At 63.4% G+C, this 20,873-nt stretch carries 27 protein-coding genes; 10 read left to right on the top strand and 17 right to left on the bottom strand.

Annotated elements, in window-relative coordinates; all coding sequences use genetic code 11:
• Position 1: 1 nt before the first annotated feature.
• The 4 genes from DVK01_RS07915 to DVK01_RS07900 are packed head-to-tail and all read right to left on the bottom strand — an operon-like array spanning position 2 to position 3,152.
• Complete coding sequence (locus DVK01_RS07915) at positions 2-1,045, bottom strand: nucleoside recognition protein (protein WP_121536275.1); 1,044 nt, start codon at positions 1,043-1,045, stop codon at positions 2-4.
• A gap of 54 nt (positions 1,046-1,099) precedes the next feature.
• Complete coding sequence (locus DVK01_RS07910) at positions 1,100-1,666, bottom strand: magnesium transporter (protein ID WP_101349132.1); 567 nt, start codon at positions 1,664-1,666, stop codon at positions 1,100-1,102.
• Positions 1,667-2,245 (bottom strand): magnesium transporter, encoded by a 579-nt coding sequence (locus DVK01_RS07905; protein ID WP_101349131.1) that lies wholly within the window; start codon positions 2,243-2,245, stop codon positions 1,667-1,669.
• A gap of 55 nt (positions 2,246-2,300) precedes the next feature.
• On the bottom strand, positions 2,301-3,152 hold the full coding sequence (locus DVK01_RS07900; protein ID WP_101349130.1) for a hypothetical protein: 852 nt from the start codon (positions 3,150-3,152) through the stop codon (positions 2,301-2,303).
• A 131-nt stretch (positions 3,153-3,283) separates the two neighbouring features.
• Between DVK01_RS07900 and DVK01_RS07895 the strand changes: the two genes are divergently transcribed.
• The 6 genes from DVK01_RS07895 (at position 3,284) to DVK01_RS07870 (ending at position 9,010) form a co-directional block, all read left to right on the top strand.
• Positions 3,284-4,672 (top strand): substrate-binding protein, encoded by a 1,389-nt coding sequence (locus DVK01_RS07895; protein ID WP_101349129.1) that lies wholly within the window; start codon positions 3,284-3,286, stop codon positions 4,670-4,672.
• Positions 4,673-4,804: 132 nt separating this feature from the next.
• Positions 4,805-5,743, top strand: coding sequence for a branched-chain amino acid ABC transporter permease (locus DVK01_RS07890; protein ID WP_101351392.1), 939 nt, complete (start codon positions 4,805-4,807; stop codon positions 5,741-5,743).
• On the top strand, positions 5,740-6,831 hold the full coding sequence (locus tag DVK01_RS07885) for a branched-chain amino acid ABC transporter permease (protein ID WP_101349128.1): 1,092 nt from the start codon (positions 5,740-5,742) through the stop codon (positions 6,829-6,831). The genes DVK01_RS07890 and DVK01_RS07885 overlap by 4 nt, the downstream gene beginning before the upstream one ends.
• Complete coding sequence (locus DVK01_RS07880; protein WP_101349127.1) at positions 6,828-7,586, top strand: ABC transporter ATP-binding protein; 759 nt, start codon at positions 6,828-6,830, stop codon at positions 7,584-7,586. Before DVK01_RS07885 ends, DVK01_RS07880 begins: the two co-directional genes overlap by 4 nt.
• Entirely contained in the window at positions 7,583-8,326 is a 744-nt protein-coding gene (locus DVK01_RS07875) for an ABC transporter ATP-binding protein (protein WP_101349126.1), read from the top strand. The genes DVK01_RS07880 and DVK01_RS07875 overlap by 4 nt, the downstream gene beginning before the upstream one ends.
• On the top strand, positions 8,327-9,010 hold the full coding sequence (locus DVK01_RS07870) for a thioredoxin family protein (protein WP_121513882.1): 684 nt from the start codon (positions 8,327-8,329) through the stop codon (positions 9,008-9,010). It abuts the gene before it with no gap.
• Positions 9,011-9,018: 8 nt separating this feature from the next.
• On the opposite strand, the gene DVK01_RS07865 is transcribed toward DVK01_RS07870, so the two are convergent.
• Both DVK01_RS07865 and DVK01_RS07860 read right to left on the bottom strand, forming a co-directional pair.
• Positions 9,019-9,417 carry a universal stress protein gene (locus tag DVK01_RS07865; RefSeq protein ID WP_053966501.1) on the bottom strand — a complete coding sequence of 133 codons (399 nt, stop codon included), beginning with the start codon at positions 9,415-9,417 and terminating at the stop codon, positions 9,019-9,021.
• A 108-nt stretch (positions 9,418-9,525) separates the two neighbouring features.
• A complete protein-coding gene (locus DVK01_RS07860) occupies positions 9,526-10,932 on the bottom strand; it encodes a signal recognition particle protein Srp54 (protein WP_101349124.1) in 1,407 nt (468 codons plus the stop codon).
• Positions 10,933-11,094: 162 nt separating this feature from the next.
• Here DVK01_RS07860 and DVK01_RS07855 point away from each other — a divergent pair, with 162 nt between their 5' ends.
• Genes DVK01_RS07855 through DVK01_RS07845 form a run of 3 tightly spaced genes read left to right on the top strand, consistent with a single transcriptional unit; the run spans position 11,095 to position 13,132 of the window.
• Positions 11,095-12,003: an AEC family transporter gene (locus tag DVK01_RS07855; RefSeq protein ID WP_121536273.1), complete on the top strand. Its 909-nt coding sequence runs from the start codon at positions 11,095-11,097 to the stop codon at positions 12,001-12,003.
• Positions 12,004-12,051: 48 nt separating this feature from the next.
• A complete protein-coding gene (locus DVK01_RS07850) occupies positions 12,052-12,426 on the top strand; it encodes a cupin domain-containing protein (RefSeq protein WP_101349122.1) in 375 nt (124 codons plus the stop codon).
• A gap of 55 nt (positions 12,427-12,481) precedes the next feature.
• Positions 12,482-13,132 carry a bifunctional 4-hydroxy-2-oxoglutarate aldolase/2-dehydro-3-deoxy-phosphogluconate aldolase gene (locus tag DVK01_RS07845; RefSeq protein WP_121536271.1) on the top strand — a complete coding sequence of 217 codons (651 nt, stop codon included), beginning with the start codon at positions 12,482-12,484 and terminating at the stop codon, positions 13,130-13,132.
• Positions 13,133-13,183: 51 nt separating this feature from the next.
• Here DVK01_RS07845 and DVK01_RS07840 read toward each other — a convergent pair whose 3' ends face one another.
• The 8 genes from DVK01_RS07840 to DVK01_RS07805 form a co-directional block, all read right to left on the bottom strand.
• Entirely contained in the window at positions 13,184-13,633 is a 450-nt protein-coding gene (locus tag DVK01_RS07840; protein ID WP_121536269.1) for a cell wall anchor protein, read from the bottom strand.
• Between the two features lie 875 nt (positions 13,634-14,508).
• Positions 14,509-15,798 (bottom strand): signal recognition particle-docking protein FtsY, encoded by a 1,290-nt coding sequence (gene ftsY / locus DVK01_RS07830; RefSeq protein ID WP_121536267.1) that lies wholly within the window; start codon positions 15,796-15,798, stop codon positions 14,509-14,511.
• A 7-nt stretch (positions 15,799-15,805) separates the two neighbouring features.
• Entirely contained in the window at positions 15,806-16,264 is a 459-nt protein-coding gene (pfdA, locus tag DVK01_RS07825; RefSeq protein WP_101349118.1) for a prefoldin subunit alpha, read from the bottom strand.
• Positions 16,261-16,434 carry a 50S ribosomal protein L18Ae gene (rpl18a, locus tag DVK01_RS07820; protein ID WP_004518350.1) on the bottom strand — a complete coding sequence of 58 codons (174 nt, stop codon included), beginning with the start codon at positions 16,432-16,434 and terminating at the stop codon, positions 16,261-16,263. Before rpl18a ends, pfdA begins: the two co-directional genes overlap by 4 nt.
• A gap of 148 nt (positions 16,435-16,582) precedes the next feature.
• Positions 16,583-16,720 carry a hypothetical protein gene (locus DVK01_RS22170; RefSeq protein ID WP_196219967.1) on the bottom strand — a complete coding sequence of 46 codons (138 nt, stop codon included), beginning with the start codon at positions 16,718-16,720 and terminating at the stop codon, positions 16,583-16,585.
• 281 nt (positions 16,721-17,001) lie between these two features.
• The gene (locus tag DVK01_RS07815) at positions 17,002-17,667 is read right to left on the bottom strand and encodes a translation initiation factor IF-6 (RefSeq protein ID WP_121536265.1); all 666 of its coding nucleotides are present in this window, start codon (positions 17,665-17,667) and stop codon (positions 17,002-17,004) included.
• 2 nt (positions 17,668-17,669) lie between these two features.
• The gene (locus DVK01_RS07810) at positions 17,670-17,948 is read right to left on the bottom strand and encodes a 50S ribosomal protein L31e (protein ID WP_053966510.1); all 279 of its coding nucleotides are present in this window, start codon (positions 17,946-17,948) and stop codon (positions 17,670-17,672) included.
• The gene (locus tag DVK01_RS07805; RefSeq protein ID WP_004518346.1) at positions 17,948-18,100 is read right to left on the bottom strand and encodes a 50S ribosomal protein L39e; all 153 of its coding nucleotides are present in this window, start codon (positions 18,098-18,100) and stop codon (positions 17,948-17,950) included. Before DVK01_RS07805 ends, DVK01_RS07810 begins: the two co-directional genes overlap by 1 nt.
• 176 nt (positions 18,101-18,276) lie before the next feature.
• Here DVK01_RS07805 and DVK01_RS07800 point away from each other — a divergent pair, with 176 nt between their 5' ends.
• Positions 18,277-18,729, top strand: a complete 453-nt coding sequence (locus DVK01_RS07800; protein ID WP_101349116.1) for a hypothetical protein — start codon at positions 18,277-18,279, stop codon at positions 18,727-18,729.
• Here the strand turns inward: DVK01_RS07800 and DVK01_RS07795 are convergent.
• The 3 genes from DVK01_RS07795 to DVK01_RS07785 all read right to left on the bottom strand — a co-directional run bounded on the left by DVK01_RS07795 (position 18,726) and on the right by DVK01_RS07785 (position 20,796).
• Entirely contained in the window at positions 18,726-19,538 is an 813-nt protein-coding gene (locus tag DVK01_RS07795) for a ZIP family metal transporter (RefSeq protein WP_101349115.1), read from the bottom strand. The genes DVK01_RS07800 and DVK01_RS07795 overlap by 4 nt on opposite strands.
• A 254-nt stretch (positions 19,539-19,792) precedes the next feature.
• Positions 19,793-20,356, bottom strand: coding sequence for an RNA 2',3'-cyclic phosphodiesterase (gene thpR / locus DVK01_RS07790; RefSeq protein ID WP_101349114.1), 564 nt, complete (start codon positions 20,354-20,356; stop codon positions 19,793-19,795).
• A 68-nt stretch (positions 20,357-20,424) separates the two neighbouring features.
• On the bottom strand, positions 20,425-20,796 hold the full coding sequence (locus tag DVK01_RS07785) for a hypothetical protein (RefSeq protein WP_233562755.1): 372 nt from the start codon (positions 20,794-20,796) through the stop codon (positions 20,425-20,427).
• Positions 20,797-20,873: the final 77 nt, after the last annotated feature.

Here is a 20,873-nt window from a genome sequence, read left to right as displayed (position 1 = left end):
CCTACAGCAGGACGACCAGCGCCAGCGCGATCCAGACGATTTTCAGCCCCGTGTTGACGACGATAACTTTCGAACCGAACTCCCGGCCCCAGATACCGTACTGGAACGGAATCGAGCGCTTGAACGTCGAGACGGCATACGAGATGATGCCGCCCACGAGCATCGTCGCCACGGCGGTCCGGGCGGTGAAAGTCCCGTTCCGGATGAGCGGCGCGATGACCGTTGCCCCCGAAGTGGTATCGAGCGCGTACGCGGCGATGACGGGGATGGCTGCGCCGGGCAGGCCGAGCAGCCCGGCGAACCCGTCGGCGGCGGCGGTCACGGACGCGCCGTCGCTGCCAGCCAGCGCCAGGAGTTCGTCGCCGTAGGCCACGAGCAGGGAGACGACGGCGTAGATGGCCGCCAGCCGCGGCAGGATGTCCCGGACCTTCTCGGCCGTCGCGTCGAACGCCGCCCTGACGGCCGCCCGGCGGGTGGCCGGGCGCTCGTCGAACACGTCCGCGGGGTCGTCGGCCGTCCCGCCGTCGGGGGCCGGTCCCGCGCCGGCACCCGACCGGCCGACGGCGGCCGGGTCCAGCAGGACCGCGCCCGCGGCGATGCCGGTCAGCGTAATCGCCAGCGCGACGAGCCCGCGGGTGGCGACGTACAGCACCCCGACGCGGAAGCCGAGGATGGGGATGAGTATCGGCGCGTAGAACGTGATGATGTGCTGGGCGAAGCCGAAGAACGTGTTGATGGTGACGGCGATGAGCGTCGCACGGTCGGACAGCACGCCGGACTCCCGGAAGTCGGCGAGCATCCCGTAGCCGGCGGTCGTCGACGCGGTCGTCGTCAGGATGGCGGTTCCGACCTCGTCCGGGAGATTCGCCGGCGAGGTGAGATAGCGCGAGACGACGGCGATTTTTTCGACCAGCCCGAACGCGACCGCCAGTTCCGCGAGGAACACGCCAAACGAGAGGAAGAGCGTGATACGGAGGACACGGACAGCGACCTCTCCGAGGACCGAGACGGCCGGGTGCCCGAGGACGGCGGCGAGCGACTGCACGGCTCGACGTAGCGGCCTGTCCCGCAAAGGCCCATCGGTAGCGTCAGTCGCCACTCACACGAACACGCGGACGGCACCGAACAGCACCACCACGCCCAACACGTCACAGACGTTCGTGACGACAGGGATGACCACGTCGTCGGGGTCCAGTTCGAACCGGTAGGCGGCGTAGGTCGTCACCGTCGTCACGACGATAGCCAGCACCGCCAACAGGCTGCCGCTGACGAGCGCGACCAGCACGACCGTCCGGAGCGGGAGCGCAGCGCCGCCGATGACGGTCTGAAGAAGCCACGCGCCGGCACCGACGAGCGGGAACAGTGTCACCGCGAGAGCGAGGGTAGCGATGGCGTTGCCGGCCAACCGGTCGTCAGTCGCCGTAAACGACAGGAGGCCGAGGTGAAACGCCGTCGAGAACCGTGCCGCGAGGATACTGCCGAGGTTGCCCGCCATTCCGATTGTTACCGGGACGAGGACGAGCAGCGACGGATACTGCAGCAGTGTTCCTTCGAAGGTATCCAGCACGAGGCCGCTCCCGAGTTCGATAGCAGTGAGGACGATCAGAATGGGAAACATCGTCCGGATGATGCCCGAAACCGACCACTGGGAGGCGAACTCCGCCACTCAGCCACCCCCCAGCGCGAGAACGAGGCGGGTTGCACCCAGCAGCGTCGCGACCCCGACCACGTCGCCCGTCGTCGTCACGACCGGGCCGGCCAGCGTATCCGGGTTGAGCCCGCGGCGGTAGCCGACGAACACGACCGAGACGACAGCGATAGTCAACAACAGCCCGGAGACGAAGCCCGCGATGAGCGCGATGGCGACGAGGGTCGCGAGCGGGGCCGACGGTCGCCCGACCAGCGCGAGCAGGGCGACAGCCATCACCGCGGCGACGCCGCTGATGAGCACGCCGTTTGCCAGTGCCGCCGCGACGGCGGCGTTGATGCGGTCGTCGTCGAAGGAGAACCGCGGGTCAATGAGTCCCTGATGGAGTGCCGACCCCAGACGGGCCCCGAGCGAGCCGTAGACGTTCCCACGGGTGGCAAGCAACGCCGGCACGAGCACGAGCAGTCCCGCAACGTCCTGCAACTCCGCGTCCATGCCGCCGAGGACGACGCCCGCGAAGAGGCCACCGACTGCACTGAGCGCCAGTACCGGGAGCGATTCCCGGTAGGCTTCGAGTGCCACCTCACGGACAGTCATTGCAGGCCGAAGGACGGCGAGTGAAAAAAAGCCCCCTGATAGCGCTGGCGACGGCTCAGTCGGGAGTCGACTGTGCCCTGTCGCGCCACGGCGGCGGCCCGACCATCGTGTTCCCGACCTTGGTAAACCGAACAGTTCTGGTGACGGTGATCGGGTCGCCGCCGTCCGTGACCGTCGTGTACTCGGTCCGGTAGTTGCGGACGAGTCCCGACCGGGTGACGTGGGCGACGAGCGTCGCGTTCTTCCGGCTCGCCCACACTGTCGACGTTGCGTTGTCCCGCAGTCGGTCACCGCTGATGACGTAGACCGCCCCGTCGGACCGCCCGGACCGCGAGGTCCGAGTGTGGAACGGAGCAACAGTTCGAGTGACGTCGGCGGCAGGACGCCCGTTCAGCGCGGCGGTGTGGACCCAGTATTGCCACGTACCAGCGTAGCTGTCCGGCGGGTCGTACTCGTTGTAGACCGTGCGGTTGTCGCGCACAAGTCGACGGAGATACGTGTCGCCGTCGGACCAGAACGAGGCGGTCGCCGGCGGTCGGCCGAGGAGCACTGGGGCTGCATGTCCACGGACAGAGATGTTCGCGAGATGTGTCCGGTTCTTGTCCAGCGCGACGTGGACTCGAAGGTGGGACCGCAACGACCCGTTTGCATATCTGACGGTGCGGGTCATCGTCAGCGTGTACCCGGTTCCGTTGAGGCGGTCGCCGTGTGCGGACCCAAGCAGAGATGGGCTGGTGACACCCGTCGGTCCAACGCCGGCCGGATACGCGGTCGCAGAGTCGGTCGGTACCGGAGCGGGCGTCACCGGCGTCGGCGAGCCGTCGCCGCCGCTGAACCCGAATCCCCCACAGCCTGCGGTAACGACGACGGTGAGGACGAGTAGCTGCCACCCTGCGTTCCTCGCCATGCTATAACAAACCATTCAGATCGAAATAAGTCTGCGGATCGCAATTTACCCGGAATCTGTCGGCCTGTAGATGTGAAATCGTTAGTTAACCTACCGAAACTATTATGATATATACACACACCGTATGGAACATGCCAACTAATGGCAGATCGGTCAACCGACGACAGTTGCTGAAGAGTACGGGCGTCGCAGGTGTGGCAGGGCTAACAGGACTGGCCGGTTGCTCCGGTGGCGACGGTGGCGACGGCGGTGGTGGCGACGGTGGCGACGGCGGTGGTGGCGACGGCGGCGACGACTACCCGTCGCTCGGGAACTTCCCGGTCGAGGGCGACACGGTCACGTTCGGGTTCAACGTGCCACAGTCCGGACCCTACTCGTCTGAGGGGCAAGACGAACTCCGGGCGTACGAACTCGCCCAGAAACACCTCAATAACGGGGGTGGCTGGGTGGACAGCTTCGAGGACCTCAGCGGAGACGGCGTCCTTGGCTATACGGTCGAGTCGGTGAACGGCGACACAGCGACCGACGCCGACACCGCCCGACAGGCCGCTTCGCGGATGATAAACCGGGATGACGTAGTGATGATCTCTGGTGGCTCCTCCAGCGCGGTGGCCATCGCCGTCCAGGGCCTCTGCCAGCAGGAGAAGGTCATGTTCATGGCCTGCCTGACTCACTCCAACGACACGACCGGAAAAGACTGCGCCCGGTACGGCTTCCGGGAGATGTTCAACGCGTACATGACCGGACAGGCGCTTGCGCCGGTGCTCGAAAGCGAGTACGGCTCGGATAACTCCTTCTACCAGCTGTACGCCGACTACTCCTGGGGCCAGACCGTCCAGGAGTCGATGAACCAGTTCCTCTCGGAAATCGGCTGGGAGCAGGTCGATAGCGTGCCGACGCCGCTCGGGACCAGCGACTTCTCGTCGTACCTCTCGGAGGCAGCAAACAGCGGCGCGGACGTGTTGCTGCTCGACCACTACGGGCTGGACGGCGCGAACTCCGTCTCCCAGGCCGTCGATGCCGGTATCGACGAGGACATGGAAATCGTCGTCCCGCTGTACAACCGACCGATGGCACAGGCCGCCGGCGGGGCTATCGAGGGCGTCTTCGGAACGATTGCTTGGGACTCCCAGATCGACAACGAGCCCTCGAACGCGTTCACGGAGGTGTTCCAGAACGAGTACGACCGTGTTCCCTCTGGCCCGGCCCAGCTCGCCTACGCCCAGACGCTCCAGTACGCGGCTGCCGCCGAGCGGGCGGGAACGTTCTACCCGCCGGAAGTCATCCGCGAACTGGAAGACTACAACTACAACAATATCGGCATGGGCGAGGAGACGATGCGGGCCTGCGACCACCAGGCCCAGCGAGCGATTCCAGTTGCCCGCGGACTCCCGGAGAGCGAACAGGGCGACGGGAACTTCATCGAAATCGTCGAGGTCACGTCCCGGGACGATGTCGGATACGCGTGCGATTCCGGGCCGGCCGCGGAGTGTGAACTCGGCGAATACGGCGACGAATAGGCCATAATCCCGACAGGGGACCGCTTCCCTCATGATTTATAGTTCATGAGGTCGCCTTACTTGATACACAAAAACTAGCATGATTAGGAATACGCAGATAGTACGAGCGGAGTGCAGTGGGGGGAGTCCGACGTGACGCTACTCGCGGACATCCTCACTATCTTACTAAACGGGTTGCAACAGGGTGCGATTTACGTCCTACTCGCGGTTGGACTGTCGATTATCCTTGGGACACTGAAGTTCGTGAATTTCGCCCACGGGGCACTGTACCTCGTCGGCGCGTATCTGGGGCTGTTCATAACTGGTCAGGTCCCGTTGAACAACGGCCAGTTAGCAGAGTGGGGCATCCAGTCATACGGCATCGGTCTGGGGTTCGTCGCCGCGCTCATCATCGTGCCGATTGTCGTGTTCGTCGTCGGCCTCCTGATGGAGCGATTCGTCGCACAGGCGTTCTACGACCGCCCCGACACGGACCAGATTCTCGTGACCTTCGGGCTCGCAATCATCGTCCAGGAACTGCTCCGGGCGCTGCTTGGCGGGAACAGCCAGCCGTTCCCACAGCCATCGTGGGCATCCGGCCCCATCGCATTGCCCGTCGTTGGGAACTTCCCGCGCTGGCGACTCGGCGTCATCGCGATTACGGCAGTCCTCGTCCTGGGCGTGTACGGCCTCGTTGAGTACACTGACTTCGGACTCATCGTCCAGGCCGGTACCCTCGACGGTGAGATGGTTCGCCTCCTGGGAATTAAACTGAGCCGGCCGTACCTCGTCGTGTTCGGCATCGGTGCTGCACTCGCCGGCGTGGCTGGTGTCGTTGGCGGTCCGCTCGCCAATGTCAATCCGAACATCGGGACTGAACAGTTGGTTCCGGCGTTTCTGACTGTCGTTATCGGCGGCGTCGGGAAAATAGAGGGGGCCGTCGTGGCCGGGCTGATGCTTGGAACCCTACAGGTGCTCCTCATCCAGACTGGGTACGCCGCCTGGAGTCAGGTCGGTATCTACGCGCTCGCGGCACTCGTCTTGCTGGTGCGTCCGCAGGGTCTGCTGGGCTCGGAGGTGGACGTCTCATGAGCGACGAACCGGGTGACGCGACCGCCACGGCAGCGGCCGACGCTGAGGCGGAGGTCACCGGCGGCCTCGCCGACCGGTGGGCCAGCTTCCGCGACCGGGAGATATCGACGGTACTGCTCACAGTCGTGGGCGTGGCCGTCTTCCCGTTCCTCTTCAACAACTACCTCAACGGCTACACGCAGCTGGCGACGCTGATTCTCATCTACGGTATCTTCGCCGTTGGGTTCGACATCCTGCTGGGGTACACCGGCCTGCTGTCGTTCGGTCACGCCGTCTTCTTCGGGGGCGCAGCCTACGCCGCCGGTATCTTCAGCGCGAGCGTCAGTAGCTCGCCGCTGCTGGTGTTGCTCGCCGGCACGGCGTTTGCCGTGTTGCTGGCGTGGATCGTCGGCTTCCTGTCGCTGCGCCGCGGTGGGATTTATTTCGCCATCCTGACGCTGACGTTCGGCCAGATGTCGTTCTACCTAGCGGCCTCGCCGCTGGCCTTCCTGACGAACGGTGAGAACGGCTTCACCTCCGTGGACATCGGCAGCCTGCTGGGCGTCATCGACATCCACGGCGGCGTGCCGTTCCCGCTGTCGATGCTGGTCGACAACATGCTGTACGTGTTCGTGGCCGTCATGACGGTGCTGTCGGTCGCGATGGCGAACCGCATCCTCCACTCGCCGTACGGGACCGTGTTCCGCGCGATTCGAGAGAACGAGCGGCGGGCGGAGTTCGTCGGCCTCGACGTCTGGCGGTACAAGCTGATGGCGTTTATCATCTCGGCTGCCTTCGCCGGCATCGCCGGGAGCCTGTTCGCCATTGAGGGGAACTACGTGCCACTGGAGTCGCTGTACTGGACCGAATCCGGCCGCGTCGTCATCATGACTGTGCTCGGCGGCGTCGGGTCGCTGTTCGGGCCGCTGTTCGGTGCCGGCCTGTATCTGTACATCGAGAACATCGTCAGCGGGTTCGAGACGCTCGGCCCGTTCTGGCACCTCATTCTTGGTATCGTATTCGTCGTCGCTGTCGTCCTCTTCCCCAACGGGATCTGGGGCGGTATCGACTACCTTCGTGACATGGTTGTCGGGGGTGAGGACGAATGACGGTCCTCAAAACGGAACAGCTCACCAAACAGTTCGGCGGCCTCACGGCCGTCGATGAGGTGGACCTGGAGATAGAACAGGGGGAGGGCGTGAGCCTCATCGGCCCCAATGGCGCGGGGAAGTCGACGTTCATCAACCTCGTCACCAGGCGGCTCGAACCGAGCTACGGCGAGATTGCGTTCCAGGGGGATTCCATCATCGGGATGGACCCACACGAGGTCGTCCAGCGAGGGATGAGCAAGTCCTTCCAGACGGCCTCTATCTTCCCTGAACTAACCGTCAAGGAGAACGCGACCATCGCGGCACTGGCGGCCGAGCACGGCTCGTTCCGGTTCAATTTCTTCCGGAATCAGAACAGCTACCCGGCGGTCGACGAACTGGCGAACGAGGTCCTCGAGTCGGTCGGCCTGTACGACGAGCGGGAGAATCAGGCCGATAGCCTCGACTACGGGAACAAGCGCCGGCTCGAACTCGGCATCGCGCTGGCCGCCGAGCCGGATATGCTGTTGATGGACGAACCGACTGCCGGAATGAGCCCCGACGAAACGAAATCGACCGTCAAGCTCATCAAGCGAGTCAAGGAGGACCTCGACCTGACCTTCCTGCTTGTCGAACACGACATGGAGATCGTCTTCGACATCTCGGACCGAATCGTCGTCCTCAACCGCGGAGCAGTCATCGCGGAAGGGACGCCGACGGAAGTACAGAACGATCCTGCGGTACAGGAAGCGTATCTTGGAGGTGTCGAAGAATGACGCTGCTCGACGTGGACAACATCAACGGCTACTACGGCGAGAGCCACATCATCCAGGACGTGTCGATGAACGTCGATGACGGCGAAATCACGGCCCTGCTGGGCCGAAACGGCGCGGGGAAGACCTCGACACTCCGGTGTATCTCCGGGGCGACGCCGCCGGATGTCCGGAGCGGCCGTATCGAGTTCGACGGAACGGACATCACGAACCAGCCGCCAGAGGACATCGCCGTCCGCGGCATCTCGCTGGTCCCGGAAGAACGGCGCGTGTTCACTGATCTGACCGTCGCCGAGAACCTCCACCTCGCGGACACCGTCCGCAACAAGTCGAACACCTGGCGGCGGAAGCTCGACTTCCGCGACGAAGGGATGTCGACGGCGGAGATCTACGAGTACTTCCCGCGACTCGACGAGCGACGCTCCCAGAAGGCCGGCACGCTCTCGGGCGGTGAGCAGCAGATGCTCGCTATCGCCCGCGCGCTCCATCAGAGCACCGACCTGTTGATGCTCGACGAGCCGTACGAGGGGCTGGCCCCCCAGATCATCGAGTCCGTCGAGAACGCCATCGAACGTATCAGCGAGGACGGGACGACGATACTGCTGGTCGAGCAAAACGCCGTAGCGGCGATGAAGATTGCCGACCGGTGTTACGTGCTGGATCGCGGAGAAGTGGTCTTCGAGGGACCCGCCGAGGAACTACAGCAAGATCAAGAAACGCGCGACAAATATCTGGGTGTCTGAATGTCGGACACAAGCTCTCCCGAAGCGCTGCTTGACGCGCTGCAGTCGGAAGGCGTTGCCGTCATCGACGAGGAGACGGACGAAGTCAGCACGACAGAGGCATTCGAGGCCGACCGCGAGGTGTACTACGACACCTACGTCACGATGGGCGACGCGGAGTTCCACGAGTCCGTCGCCGACGTGTTCGGCCTCGATTCGGCTGCCGAAGCGGCCGAGCGCGTCGACGAACTCGACGTCTCGCGTGAGGAGTTCGCCACGTTCCTGACCCTGCGGTCGAACGTCGACGGCTCCTACACCACCGTGGAACTGACGACGATGGCACAGATGGCGACCGAACTGGGACCGGAGACGCCGGTCCCCGACGGGGTCGAACATCTAGACGACGACAGCTACGAGGCCTTCGTCGACGCCCACGAGCGGTGTGTCGTGACCGTATGGAAGCTGTTCTGTGACCCCTGCGAAGCGATGAAAGAACAGTTAGACGACGTCCTGGCCGCGTTCCCGGACGGCGTTCCGGTCGGCGGCGTCGCCGGCGAGCGGTCGCCGGAGTTCTGTCGGTCAGTCGGTGTCAACGCGGCGCCCGCCGTCGTGCTGTTCGAGGACGGCGACCCCGTCGAGCGGATCACCGGCCGGACGGACCCGTCGCCGCTCGCTAAGCGGGTCGAAGAAGTGTACGGCGTCTGACCGCGGCGTTACTCTTCTTCGCCGCTACAGACCAGCACGGAGCGGTCCGTGCCCAGAATCACGCTCTGTGTGACGCTGCCGAACAGCACTTTACCCGTCGGCGTCCGCTTGCGCCCGGCGACGACAATCATGTCAGCGTCCTGCTCGTCAGCTAGCCGGAGGATGGCGTCAGCCGGTTCGCCGCTCGACTCCTCCAGAGCCACCTCGACGCCAGCCTCTTCGAGGACTTCCCGTGCCCGACGGATAGAGGCCACCTGATCGACGGACGCACCTTCGGGGTTCTCCTCGAAGTCGTGTAGCAACGTGACGCGGACCTGGCTGGCGTCCATCGGAATCTCGGTTATCGCTTCCGCGATGGCGGTCCCACGAGCCTCACTTTTGTCTATCCCAGCGACAATTTCGTACATGCTCGCTTTATCCGTAGGACGGGCCAACCCTTAGTTCTGGCCCGGATTTCGAATATAAATCATCAAAATAGCGTAGGGCATCACAGCCCGCGACTCGACACAGCGGCGTCAGTCGCCGAACGGCCCCATACCGCCGCCCATACCGCCCATGCCGCCACCACCGCCACCGCCCTGCTGCATCTGTTTCATCATCCGCTCCATGTCGCCGTCGCCCATGCCCTGGAACTGCTTGAGCATCTGCTCCATCTGCTTGTGCTGCTGGAGGAGTTCACGCACGCGCTCCTCGGGCTTGCCCGAGCCGCGACAGATGCGTTCGGTCCGGGACTGACCAACGACGCGGGGGTTCTCCAGTTCCTCCTCAGTCATCGAGTCCATGATAACGTCGAAGTCACGCATCCGCTCCTGTGTCACGTCCATCGCGTCGTCGGGGAGCTGATCCATCAGCCCGCCGCCCAGGCCGGGAATCATGTCCATCACCTGGTCGAGCGGCCCCATGTTGTTCATCGTCTGCATCTGCTTGCGCATGTCCTTGAGGGTGAACTGCCCCTCTAGCATGTCCTCGGGGTCCCAGTCCTCGTCGTCGCCCTCTTGGGTCTCCTCCATCGCGCGCTCGACGCGCTCGGTGAGCTGTTTGAGGTCGCCCATGCCGAGCAGTCGAGAGATGAACCCCGACGGTTCGAAGCGCTCGATGTCCTTGACCGTCTCCCCGGAACCGAGGAAGGCGATGGTCGAGTCCGTCTCGTTGACGGCGGCGAGCGCGCCGCCACCTTTCGCCGTCCCGTCGAGTTTGGTGATGACGACGCCGTCGATGCCGATGGCTTCCTCGAAGTCGGCGGCCTGGCTCTTGGCGCTCTGGCCCATCGCCGCGTCCAGCACGAGCAGGTCCCGGTCGGGCTGGACCTCCTGCTCAATGCGCTCGATCTGTTCGATGAGTTCCTCGTTCAGGCCGTCACGACCTGCCGTGTCGACGATACGAACGTCCGCGTTCGCCGTCGCTTCCAGCCCGTCGCGGGCGATCTTCACCGGGTCGTCCTCGTCGGGGTCGCCGTAGAAGTCGACCTCAGCTCGTTCGGCCATCTCCTTGGACTGGTCGTACGCACCGGGCCGGTCCGTGTCAGTCTGGATGATAGCCGGCCGGAGTCCTTTCGTCGAGAACCACCACGCCATCTTCGCGGCCGTCGTCGTCTTCCCCGACCCGTACAGGCCGGCGAGCATGATGGTCTGCTCTTCTAGCGGGAGTTCGGTCGACTCGCCGACGAGGTCGACCAGTTCCTCGTAGACGATTCGCAGGACCCAGTCCCGCGGGGTCGTCCCCGCCGGCGGTTCCTCATCCAGCGCGCGTGTTTCGATGCTGTCGGAGAGGTCCTGCACGAGCCCGACATCCACATCGGCCTGCAACAGCGACCGCTGAATCTCCTTGACGATGTCCTCGATGTCTTCTTCAGAGAGCCGGGACTTCCCCCGGAGGTCGTCAAGTGTCCCCCGGAGTGAACTCCCCAGATTGTCGAGTACCATTGTTGGCGCGAGATACGCGACGGTGCGGGTAAAGGCTTGTTGTCGGGCCGCCACGCCCTGGCTGGGAGCGGAACCGACTCCCTCCGCGCGGGAACTACATGATTAAAATTCGCTTTCGCCTGTGACGAAAGGGTCAAGCGTTCGAACCGATTGGGCACCAACATGGCCGTTCTCGGGCAGCTCGGGTTCATGGTCGCGTTCCTTTCGACCGGCGTCGCTGCCGGTCACTTCGGGCTGCTGACCGAGCGGCGGACGGATATCCTCACCACACTCGTCTTTACCGTCGCGCTGCCGGCGCTCATATTCCGGTCTACCTACAACCGCCCGTTACAGGAGATTATCTCGCCGGCGCTCCTCGGGGGGTTCTGGGCCGTCATCGGACTGACGATAGCGCTGGGCTGGCTCGTCCATCGACGGCTAGAGTCGGCGGGTCGCCGGAGCGTGTCGGTCGTACAGTCGTATCACAGCAACATGGGGTTTCTCGGCCTGCCGCTCGTAGCGGCGACGATGGGCAGCGAAGCGACAGCCGTCGCCAGCGTCATCCTCGGCATCGGCGCGGTGACTCACGTCCCGGTGACGGTGTTCCTGCTGGTCCGCATCAACGGCAGCGACGCCTCGCTGCTGGGCGAATGCAAGAAACTCGTGACGAACCCGGTCCTCATCGCACTGGTGGCCGGTATCACAGCCTCGGTCCTGTCGCTATCCGTTCCGGAGTCACTCATCGGTGCACTCGGCGTGCCGGCTGAACTGGCGCTCCCCGTGGCCCTGCTGTGTATCGGTGCGACGCTTGACACGGACCTCCCGATGGCGGACCTGCAAAAGACCGTCAGCGTCGTCGGGCTGAAGGTGCTGTGGATGCCGGCGCTGGCGTGGCTGGTGTACTCCTCGCTGTCGATGGACACGACGGCGCTGAGCGCGGCGGTTGTGATGCTCGGCACCCCAACGGCGGTGTCGACGTACGTCTACACGACGGAACTCGGCGGCGACGCGGCGTTTGCCTCGCTAAACGTCTTCACGTCGACGGTCGTCTCCATCGGAACGCTTTCGCTTCTCGTCTGGCTGTTCACCTGACACTGCGCCGTGGGCACGCTTTTGCCCGCCGACGCCCCCACCGACGATATGGGCTATCATCAGATCGACCCACGGGACCTGTCAGAAACCGAGGACTACCCCTGTGACCGGCGCGGCATCTCCGACGCCGCCGAACTCCACGCGCTCCATGCGGCCACCTACGAGATGGCCCCCGGCGAAGACCTCTCGCGGACCTACCACTACCACGAGACGCGCGAGGAACTGTTCTACGTCCTTGAGGGGACACTTCACGTCGAAACGCCCGACGGGGAGTACGTTGTCTCGTCCGACGAAGCGTTCGTCGCCGAACCGGAAAGCCCACACCGTGCCCACAACCCTGCTGATGCCGACGAGTCGGTTACTGTGCTGGGCGTCGGCGCGCCGCCGACCGATATCGCGCGCCCGTACAACCCGGACGCCTAGCGAGTGAGCCGGCGGTTCAGACACGCTTTTCAGCCACCCCACCACAGTTGCGCCTATGACGAGCAAACAGGCGGTACAACAGGAACTGGTCGACAGCGGCGTCACGGCAGTCCTGCGCGGGATTCCCGAGGAGAAAATGGTCGACGTGGCGACGGCGGTCCACGAGGGCGGCGTCACGGCGCTGGAGCTGACGGCCGACGCAAAGCGCTGTTCGGACATGATCGCCGCCGTCGACAAGGCCCTCGACGATACCGACGCCATCATCGGGGCCGGCACTGTCATGGACGCCGCCGCCGCCAGAAACGTCATCGAGGCGGGCGCGGAGTTCGTCCTCGCGCCGAATCTCAACGAGGACGTCATCGACGTCTGCAACCGCGAGGGCGTCCTCGCGATTCCGGGCGTCATGACGCCGACGGAGGCCGCCGACGCGATGGAAGCTGGCGCGGACATCCTGAAGATGTTTCCCGCTTCGACTGTCGGCCCGGGTCACATCGGCGCGCTGCAGGGGCCGCTGGGCGATGTCCCGATTATGCCGACCGGTGGTGTCTCGACTGACAACGTCGACGAGTACTTCGACGCTGGCGCAGTCGCCGTCGGCGCAGGCTCGGCGCTGGTCAACTACGAGGCCATCGAAAACGACGACATGGACGGCGTCCGCGAGCAGGCCGCGGCATTCGTCGACGCCGTTGAAGCCGCCCGAGAGTAACACCAGACGTACCCGGCCGGACAGAACGCGGTCCGGCACGGCGTCAGCGGCTTATGTGCCGGTTTCGTTGGCAGTCGTTTCGTTGCCCGACTCGTTTCCGGCCGTGTCGGTCTCATTACCGGGCAGACCGGTTTCGTTATCCGGCAGTTCGGTCTCGTTGCTTGGCAGGTCTGTTGCGTTGCCCGGCCCCGCGGTATCGTTGCCGGGTATGTCGGTTTCGCCGTCCGGCATCCCGGTCTCGTTTTCGTCGAATTCCGTCTGGGTATCGGTTCCAGTTTCGCCCTCGGTGTCGGACGCAGTCACCATCGCCGGTTCTGTGTCGTCTTCCGTCATCGCATCAGTCGCTGCTGCCGTGGGTGTGTTCGGGGCTTCACCACCTCCGCCGTCAGTTTCCATCGTGCCGTTCTCGCCGCTACCGCCAGTGTCACTACAGCCAGCGAGCGCTACGAGTGCGCCGCCTGCGATTTTGATAACGTTTCGTCGAGTTGTGAGTCGTCCCATAGCGTTTGCCCGAAGACCACCAGGGCAGTTTATGAATGGCCTGCTAAGCGTCTGACAGGGAGCCGACGGAACGAATTAGACACATCCGAAGGTGGGCCGGTCCACAGAACAACGATAAACAGTCTGTGCCAGACCCTGATTCGTTCAAAGCCAGTATTTCGTCCGGTTCACCGGGAGTTCTGGCTTTGATTGCCCAGACATTGAGGTGTCGCGGTGTTGTTCGGTGTCCGGCTTATATGTATGCATACTGTTCCCAAGCAGTTATCAAACACATAGACATCTGCGCCTCTGGGAATGCCGGCCTGCTCCGCACTGTGACGGACAGCCGTTCACCGGTCAGAACTCATCCACTCAGCCCCGTTTAGCAACGTAATAACGCGTGTGTCCAGCAGCAGTCTCCAGCCTGCGGGAACTCCCATCGCCGCAGTTCTCGTCACTGCCAACTGAGACAGCGGGCAGCAACTCGCCCCCGCCAGTTACGACCGCTGCTCGTCAACAGGGAGAGGACGATCATCCGGAGACGGCCCGACGAGTTCAGGTGCGACATCAGCCGGCGCGGCTTGCCGACAGTAGCGGCCGTCAGACATCGCTATCTCCCCCGTTGACAACATCGCTGGAAACGTCGCGTCGTTCGGTTGTCTGCATTGGTGTCACGCTACGATAGTGTGTACGTCAGAGATGCACAGCGAGTGACTTCAGCGCGCTCCTGTCGGCGAAAACGACCACACCTCCGCTCATGTAGTAATATTTGCCGCATCGAGTGCAGTGGGCCCTCGGCAGAAGCGTGTGACCGCTCCGTGTTTTCCACGCACAGGGTGCACAATAGCTACGCACAGCCCGGAGGCTGCGGCAACAATAACCGCAAAGTAAGAGGCCTACTCGCCGATGAGACTGTCGACGATTTCCTCGGGGTCGAACGGTTCGAGGTCGTCGTAGTCTTGGCCGGTCCCCAAGAAGAGAATTGGCTTGCCGGTGACGTGGGCGACGGAGATAGCCGCACCGCCCTGCGGGTCGGCGTCAGCTTTCGTCAGGATCGCCCCGTCTATCTCAGCCGCGTTGTTGAATTCGCGCGCCCGATTGACGGCGTCCTGACCCGCGACCGCCTCGTCCACGAACAGCGTCATGTCGGGGTCGATGTTACGGTCGATCTTCGCCAGTTGGGCCATCAGGTCATCGGAGGTGTGGAGTCGGCCAGCCGTATCACCAAGCACCACGTCGATGTCGTTGGCCTTTGCGTACTCGACGGCATCGTAGACAACCGCCGTCGGATCCGACCCCTGCTCGTGGGTAATGATCTTCTTGTCGAGGTTCTCGGCGTGTTTCTCCAGTTGCTCGTTCGCGCCAGCGCGGTAGGTGTCGCCGTTGGCGAGCACCGTCGAGAGTCCACGGTCCTCGAAGTACTGGGCGAGTTTCGCAATTGAGGTCGTCTTCCCGACGCCGTTGACGCCGGTGAACACGATGGTGACGGGCTTGTCCGCCTGCTGGACGCGCTCGTCGAAGTCGAACTGGCCGACGTTGATGACATCGTACAGCGACTCTCGGAGTGCGTCCCGGACGAGGTTCCCCGTGCTAGAGAGCCGTCGGCGGGTCTGGCCCGTGAGATTCTCCTTGACGCCGTCGAGGATTTCGTTGGCGACGCTCATCTCCACGTCGCTCGACAGCAGCGCCAGTTCGAGGTCGTCGAGGTGGCTCTGCAGGTCCTCCTCCTCAATGACCGTCTTCCCGGTCGCCATGAGCTTCGCCTTCGCGGCGAGGCCGCGGCCACCGTCGTCTTCCTCAGACTCCGAATCGGCTTCGGACTCCGAGTCCTCCTCGGTCGCCGCTGCGGTGTCCGACTGTGACTCATCGTCGGGGACCGCGTCCGTGTCTTCGAGTTCCGTAGCCGACGCTGTGGCTGACTCCTCTGTCGCCATAGAGTCCGCTGCTGGCGGTTCAGCGTCAGCCTGTTGCTGGTCGGTCTCGGCTGTCGCTTCCGCCACCCGCGTGTCGTCTTCGGACGGCTGTGCGTCCGGTGCGGGCTCGGATTCAGTCTCTGCATCGGCAGGCACGTCCCCATCTGCCTCGCCGGCGTCCGGTTCGTCCTCCGCTTCGAGCGCGTCGTCGTCGACATCTTCCTCGACGTCGCTCGTGAACCCGCTGAGTTTGTCCTTCAGTCCGTCGAACATGGCGGCCTTACTCGTCTTCCTGCTCTTGCTGTTGCATCATCTGCTGCATCTGCTGCTGTTGCATCTGCTGGGCCTGCTGTTCGAGTTCCTCCATCTCGGTCTCGACTTCGGCCTTCTCTTCCTGCAGGTCGCTGATGTGGTCGTCCAGCGTTTCCTTCTTGGTTTCCAGCGTGTCGACAGCGCCGTCCTGTTCGCGCTCTGCGGAGTAGCCGCCACCGAGAGAGACGACAACCTCGTCGATGTCCTCGATAGTCGCGCGGATGTAGGCGTCGCCGCCGAGCGGGACCTGCACCGTGGAGCCGGAGTCGAGCGTTTCGATGGCCTCGATGGCTTCGTCGATGTCCGTCTGCTTCTCGCGGAGGCGTTCGATTTCCTCGTCGATGGCGTCGACTTCCTGCTCCATCTGTTCGATTTCCTGTGCGACCTGCTGCATCTGACCGCCGCCACCGCCGCCACCGCCCATCATGCTGCCACCTCCTCGATTGTGATCTGCGTGCGCTTGAGGTTGTGCTGGGAGCCGAAGTCGCTGTAAACGCGCTCCTCAGCGACGTTCTCGTTTGGCGCCTCGACCTCCTTCTCGAACTCCTGTGGGCCGTCTCGGGCCGGGAAACTACCGCGAACAGTGTACGTGCTCATACACGCAGATGCGGGCAGGGCAGGGAAGTATCTTCCCCTTCCGCCTTTTTCCAGTAACGCAACTGTCCGCGACAGAACCAACCAGTATTCACCACTCTCAGACCCGGGCAGTCCGATACCGACATATCAAGAAACGGGCGAAATACCTCTATTCACTGGGTTCTGGCGCGTACACCATATCACCACCACACTCCGGGCAGGACGGCCGGAGCACACCTGTCGAGTAGTCACACTTCCGGCAGACGAGGCGGTTCTGGTCTTCCGCAGTCGGTGTTCGCTGGACCATACGTGATGTTTGGGAACGCACTATATTATTCTTTGACACGATCTATCATGGTCACTGACCCCGGCGGATTTGGCCGGACACCACATACGTTGAGATATGAGCGAGACAACCTACCAGTGTGAGTGTGGTGCGACTCTGCGCTTCAGGCAGGATTTGACGCTGGAGCGGGGCGGGACCAGCCGGTCCTGGGCGTGTGCTGACTGTGGACTACCCGTTCCGGGCGTGGTGGCAGAGAAACTCAGCCACCAGCATCCATCCTGAGTGGTGAAAGAGAAGTCGCGTCAGTCGATGTAGCCCAGCGCCTGGTCGATACGGCCCAGTTCCGGCCCGGAGGTGTCCGAACCACAGACGTAGCCGTGATCGTTCGCGACCAGCCCGGAGCCGACGAGCGGGCCACCGTAGTTGATGGTCCCGATGTCGGCCGGCACGTCGAGGATGTCCTCAAGGGCATCGAGTTCGCCGTCAGTGGCCTTCGGATGGCAGAGGACGCCCTTGTTGGTGGCGACGGCGGCGGTCCCGACAGTCGTGACACCGGCGATGACACCGCGTTCGATGGGTACGTCTAGCCCGTCCTTGATCGCCTGCACGGCCTCTCTGGAGAGGTCGGGGTGGACGTACGCGCCGTAGTCGTTACAGCAGACGACGTTGCCGGCGGCGTTGATCCGGCCGGGCAGCCGCGTCACGGGCACGTCGACGACGTCCTGAATCCGTTCGATTTCGGTCTCGCGGACGCGTTCGGAGACGACTAGCCCGTTCTCGTTGCCGGTCGCGAGCGCGCCGACGGTCCCGGAGCGGCCAACGGTGGTCGCCACAGCCGGAACGTCGAGTTCGTCGCTCAGGTCGTCAAGCAGCGATTCGTCTAGGTCTGGGCGAACCAGCACGCAGTCGTCGGTCGCACGGGCGAACACACCTACGTACGACGATCCGGAGAAAGCCGCGCGGAGCAACGTTACTCTGCGGTCTCTGCTTCGACGATGGCTTCGCCCTCTTCCTCGAAGCGGGCGGCGCGAACACGGATTTTGCTCGGCGTGTTGGCGCGACCGCGGGCCCAGGCCGCCTCGTTGATGGAGGGGTCCAGACGGACGGCGTCCTCGTCGACAGAGAAGTGCTTGGCGAGGTGCTCGCGGATGAGGACCATCGCTTTATCTGCGCGCTTGTGGTTCGGTTCGGCTCGCGCGTCTCGGAGCGGGACGGTGACGACACGCTCCTCGAAGTCACTGGCGCTCATTATTCGTCAGTATCGTTGCGCCGCCAGTGGCGTCGTTTGTGGTTGCGCTGGACCTCGCGGTCCGTCTTGAGCATGACCCAGGCCGGGACTCGACTGTTCTGGTTGTCGAGTTTGGCCAGTCGCTTCTTCGTAGCCTTCGATTTCTTACCCATGGTATGGTGCTTGTTCCGTGCCGTGGTTTAAATTCCTTCCTTTTCGAACCCGTTATCAGCGACTATAACTGCGGACGTAGAACTAAGTAGAGCGCAACCCTGATTATCAATGGATGAAGCGCCGGAGATTCCTCCAGACAGTGGGTGTCGGTGCAACAGCCGTCGGCTCTGGTTGCATGGGTGGTGGCGGCGAAGTCGTCGTCAGCGTGAAGCAGGATGTCAGAGTCGAGCCACACGAGGCGTGGATAAAAGAGCGGATTCCGGACGTATCTGACCCCGGCGGTGAGCTACAGTATATTGTCAAGTCTGAGACGCCGTTCAACGTGTACTTCTTCACTGACCGTGCGCAGTTCAAGCAGTACGATGCGTACATCAAGGGTCGAGAACCGGACGAGACACCGCCGGGGAACCCCAAATTCAGCCAGACAGCAGTTCAGCCAAAGGGGTCGGATATCTATCAGGCGTCGACAGACGACGGCGGCGCACGAGAGTCACTTGACGAGCCCGGACCGTACTTTTTCGCCGTCGACCACTCGAACTACCGGATGGAAACCCGGGTTGACGACTACGACGACCCGCTAAAGGCCTTCGTCGATCTCACGGTCATCCGGAACAAACTCCCCTTCTAGACGAACGCCAGCGGCACCATCGCCAGCACTCCGACAACGACGCCAGCGAGGAGTTCGCGTTTGCCCCCACCCGGCAAACCGCCGCCGTACTCCAGCGCCTCTGGGACGAACTCCGTGAGCACGAGATACACCATCGCTCCGGCGGCGAAGCCAAAGCCGAACGGGAGAAACGCCTTCGCCAGCGTGACGAAGTAGTACGCGATAACGGCCCCAAGCGGCTGTGGCAGCGAGGAGAACACTGCCCACCAGACCATCTTCCACTCGCTGACGCCCAGCGAGCGGAGGGGGATGGCGATGGCAGTCCCCTCGGGGATATTGTGGATAGAAATGGCGACCGTCATGAACACTGCCAGCAGCGGGACGGAGACACCGACGAGACTCACGGCGGAGTCTGGCGTCGCCGATTCCAGCCCAAGTTCCGCGAAGGAGACGCCGACAGCCACGCCTTCCGGGAAGCTATGGACAGTCAAAATGCCCAGAATCAGCAGGAGTTTCGTGAAATCCGCCTGTTCGAACTCTTTGGGTGACCTGTCGAAGTCGTCCAGAAGTTCGTGCGCCACGGCCACAAGCGCGACCCCGGCGAGGATTCCGGGAACCAGCAGCACCGGCGACCCGTAGGCCAGCCCTTCCCGGACGAGGCCGAACAGCGAGGCGGCGACCATGATCCCCGAGGCTAACCCCCACAGCAGGACGTTCCATCGGTCAGAGAACTCATCCACCAGAAAGAACGGGATCGCACCGAGGCCGGTGGCGAGTGCCGTAAGCAACCCCGCGACAAACACGAAGACGACGTTCTCGACGGCGACCATATCGGTCCTACGCCACTCGGACCGATAAAAATTGTCACTAACCTGATTTGTTTTGGCTAACCTAAACGGGCAGCCAGACGCTGTCGATAGCTACTCGGGGGTCTAATTGACGCCCCTGGAAGGAATACCGCCCATGCTACAGCGGTCGCAACGCCGTCGCGCAGCTCGTATAAATATTATTACAATAAGCGCCGGCCAGAACCGTCTGTCTGGAAGTCGGACCGGCGTAGCCGTCTGACTGTGACGACACACGTTTACAGCGGCACCGATTCGACGGTCCGGTACGTCGGTCCGTCGGGGCCCAGCTCACTCTCCTTGAGTCGGATTTCCTCGACCAGCAGGCGACCCACGTCGGGGTCGTCGTTCTCGACTGCGTTCTGTACTGTCTCTTTGCCGCCGGCATGGTCCATTCTGGCGACGGTCGCGTGGGGTGTGAACTCGTGGTCTGCCGGCTCGAACCCCATCGCGGCGGTCCTCTCTTCGATAGCGTCGTGCAGCGCAGTCAGTCTCGTGCCACCCTGGCCCTCGCGGACGCCAACCCAGACAACGCTGATATAGGACAGCGACGGAAAGACGCCGAAACCGCCGAACTCGGCTTCGAACGGCTCGATGCCGCTGTCTTCGACCGCGGTTTCGAGCGCGGTGACGATGTCACCGACACGGTCCGGGTCTGTATCGCCAAGGAACTTCAACGTGATATGAGCCTGTTCGGGGTCGGTCAGTCGAAGACCCGATACCCCGTCGAAGCGCGCCTGTACGTTCGCAACCGCGTCTTCGAGCCCGTCCAGGTCGACGCTGACGAACAGGCGCTTGGCCATAGCTAGCGGTTCCGGTCGTGTCCGCAAGAAAGCTACGACGGGTCAGTGGCTGCTGTGCTCCGGGGCCGTTACCACCGCCAGAGACTGTGTCCGAGCCCCAGAGCGACCATTGCGACCGCGATGCCGGAGAGAGCGGGGACGGCGGTGTCGGGCAGCAGTGTGAGGGAGAGCCGAGCGAGGATGGCCGCCACGAGCAGGAGACCCACCCGTGCTCGTTCTCGGGGCGTCTCTGCCGGACTAGACACCCAGCGCCAGAACCCCGATAGCTGCGCGTAGTACTGCCCGACGAGAGCCGCCAGAACGACCGTTCCAGCGACGCCCGCTCCGGCAGCGGGCAGTGACAGCGGAACCTCGTTCGAAGAGATAACAGCCCAGCCAACGACCGCGAACACACCCCCGGAGAAGACGAGCAACGCGTCTACTGCCAGTGGGTCCCGCATATCCGGGAATTCGACCGCAGGACACCTATATCTTCACGAGCCGTGGACGTAGCCCTTAACCGGATTGGCCGTCAATC

Source organism: Haloarcula sp. Atlit-120R, from assembly GCF_003665885.1.
Lineage (GTDB): Archaea > Halobacteriota > Halobacteria > Halobacteriales > Haloarculaceae > Haloarcula > Haloarcula taiwanensis.
This window is presented reverse-complemented; position numbering and strand designations above follow the sequence as displayed.

What these genes read in the sequence shown, in the direction of transcription:
- DVK01_RS07905 (WP_101349131.1), bottom strand. Translation starts at nt 2,245, where the DNA reads ATGACTGTCCGTGAGGTGGCACTCGAAGCCTACCGGGAATCGCTCCCG.
- DVK01_RS07900 (WP_101349130.1), bottom strand. Translation starts at nt 3,152, where the DNA reads ATGGCGAGGAACGCAGGGTGGCAGCTACTCGTCCTCACCGTCGTCGTT.
- DVK01_RS07895 (WP_101349129.1), top strand. Translation starts at nt 3,284, where the DNA reads ATGCCAACTAATGGCAGATCGGTCAACCGACGACAGTTGCTGAAGAGT.
- DVK01_RS07885 (WP_101349128.1), top strand. Translation starts at nt 5,740, where the DNA reads ATGAGCGACGAACCGGGTGACGCGACCGCCACGGCAGCGGCCGACGCT.
- DVK01_RS07880 (WP_101349127.1), top strand. Translation starts at nt 6,828, where the DNA reads ATGACGGTCCTCAAAACGGAACAGCTCACCAAACAGTTCGGCGGCCTC.
- DVK01_RS07875 (WP_101349126.1), top strand. Translation starts at nt 7,583, where the DNA reads ATGACGCTGCTCGACGTGGACAACATCAACGGCTACTACGGCGAGAGC.
- DVK01_RS07870 (WP_121513882.1), top strand. Translation starts at nt 8,327, where the DNA reads ATGTCGGACACAAGCTCTCCCGAAGCGCTGCTTGACGCGCTGCAGTCG.
- DVK01_RS07865 (WP_053966501.1), bottom strand. Translation starts at nt 9,417, where the DNA reads ATGTACGAAATTGTCGCTGGGATAGACAAAAGTGAGGCTCGTGGGACC.
- DVK01_RS07860 (WP_101349124.1), bottom strand. Translation starts at nt 10,932, where the DNA reads ATGGTACTCGACAATCTGGGGAGTTCACTCCGGGGGACACTTGACGAC.
- DVK01_RS07855 (WP_121536273.1), top strand. Translation starts at nt 11,095, where the DNA reads ATGGCCGTTCTCGGGCAGCTCGGGTTCATGGTCGCGTTCCTTTCGACC.
- DVK01_RS07850 (WP_101349122.1), top strand. Translation starts at nt 12,052, where the DNA reads ATGGGCTATCATCAGATCGACCCACGGGACCTGTCAGAAACCGAGGAC.
- DVK01_RS07845 (WP_121536271.1), top strand. Translation starts at nt 12,482, where the DNA reads ATGACGAGCAAACAGGCGGTACAACAGGAACTGGTCGACAGCGGCGTC.
- DVK01_RS07840 (WP_121536269.1), bottom strand. Translation starts at nt 13,633, where the DNA reads ATGGGACGACTCACAACTCGACGAAACGTTATCAAAATCGCAGGCGGC.
- ftsY (WP_121536267.1), bottom strand. Translation starts at nt 15,798, where the DNA reads ATGTTCGACGGACTGAAGGACAAACTCAGCGGGTTCACGAGCGACGTC.
- pfdA (WP_101349118.1), bottom strand. Translation starts at nt 16,264, where the DNA reads ATGATGGGCGGTGGCGGCGGTGGCGGCGGTCAGATGCAGCAGGTCGCA.
- rpl18a (WP_004518350.1), bottom strand. Translation starts at nt 16,434, where the DNA reads ATGAGCACGTACACTGTTCGCGGTAGTTTCCCGGCCCGAGACGGCCCA.
- DVK01_RS22170 (WP_196219967.1), bottom strand. Translation starts at nt 16,720, where the DNA reads ATGGTCCAGCGAACACCGACTGCGGAAGACCAGAACCGCCTCGTCTGC.
- DVK01_RS07810 (WP_053966510.1), bottom strand. Translation starts at nt 17,948, where the DNA reads ATGAGCGCCAGTGACTTCGAGGAGCGTGTCGTCACCGTCCCGCTCCGA.
- DVK01_RS07805 (WP_004518346.1), bottom strand. Translation starts at nt 18,100, where the DNA reads ATGGGTAAGAAATCGAAGGCTACGAAGAAGCGACTGGCCAAACTCGAC.
- DVK01_RS07800 (WP_101349116.1), top strand. Translation starts at nt 18,277, where the DNA reads ATGGGTGGTGGCGGCGAAGTCGTCGTCAGCGTGAAGCAGGATGTCAGA.
- DVK01_RS07795 (WP_101349115.1), bottom strand. Translation starts at nt 19,538, where the DNA reads ATGGTCGCCGTCGAGAACGTCGTCTTCGTGTTTGTCGCGGGGTTGCTT.
- thpR (WP_101349114.1), bottom strand. Translation starts at nt 20,356, where the DNA reads ATGGCCAAGCGCCTGTTCGTCAGCGTCGACCTGGACGGGCTCGAAGAC.
- DVK01_RS07785 (WP_233562755.1), bottom strand. Translation starts at nt 20,796, where the DNA reads ATGCGGGACCCACTGGCAGTAGACGCGTTGCTCGTCTTCTCCGGGGGT.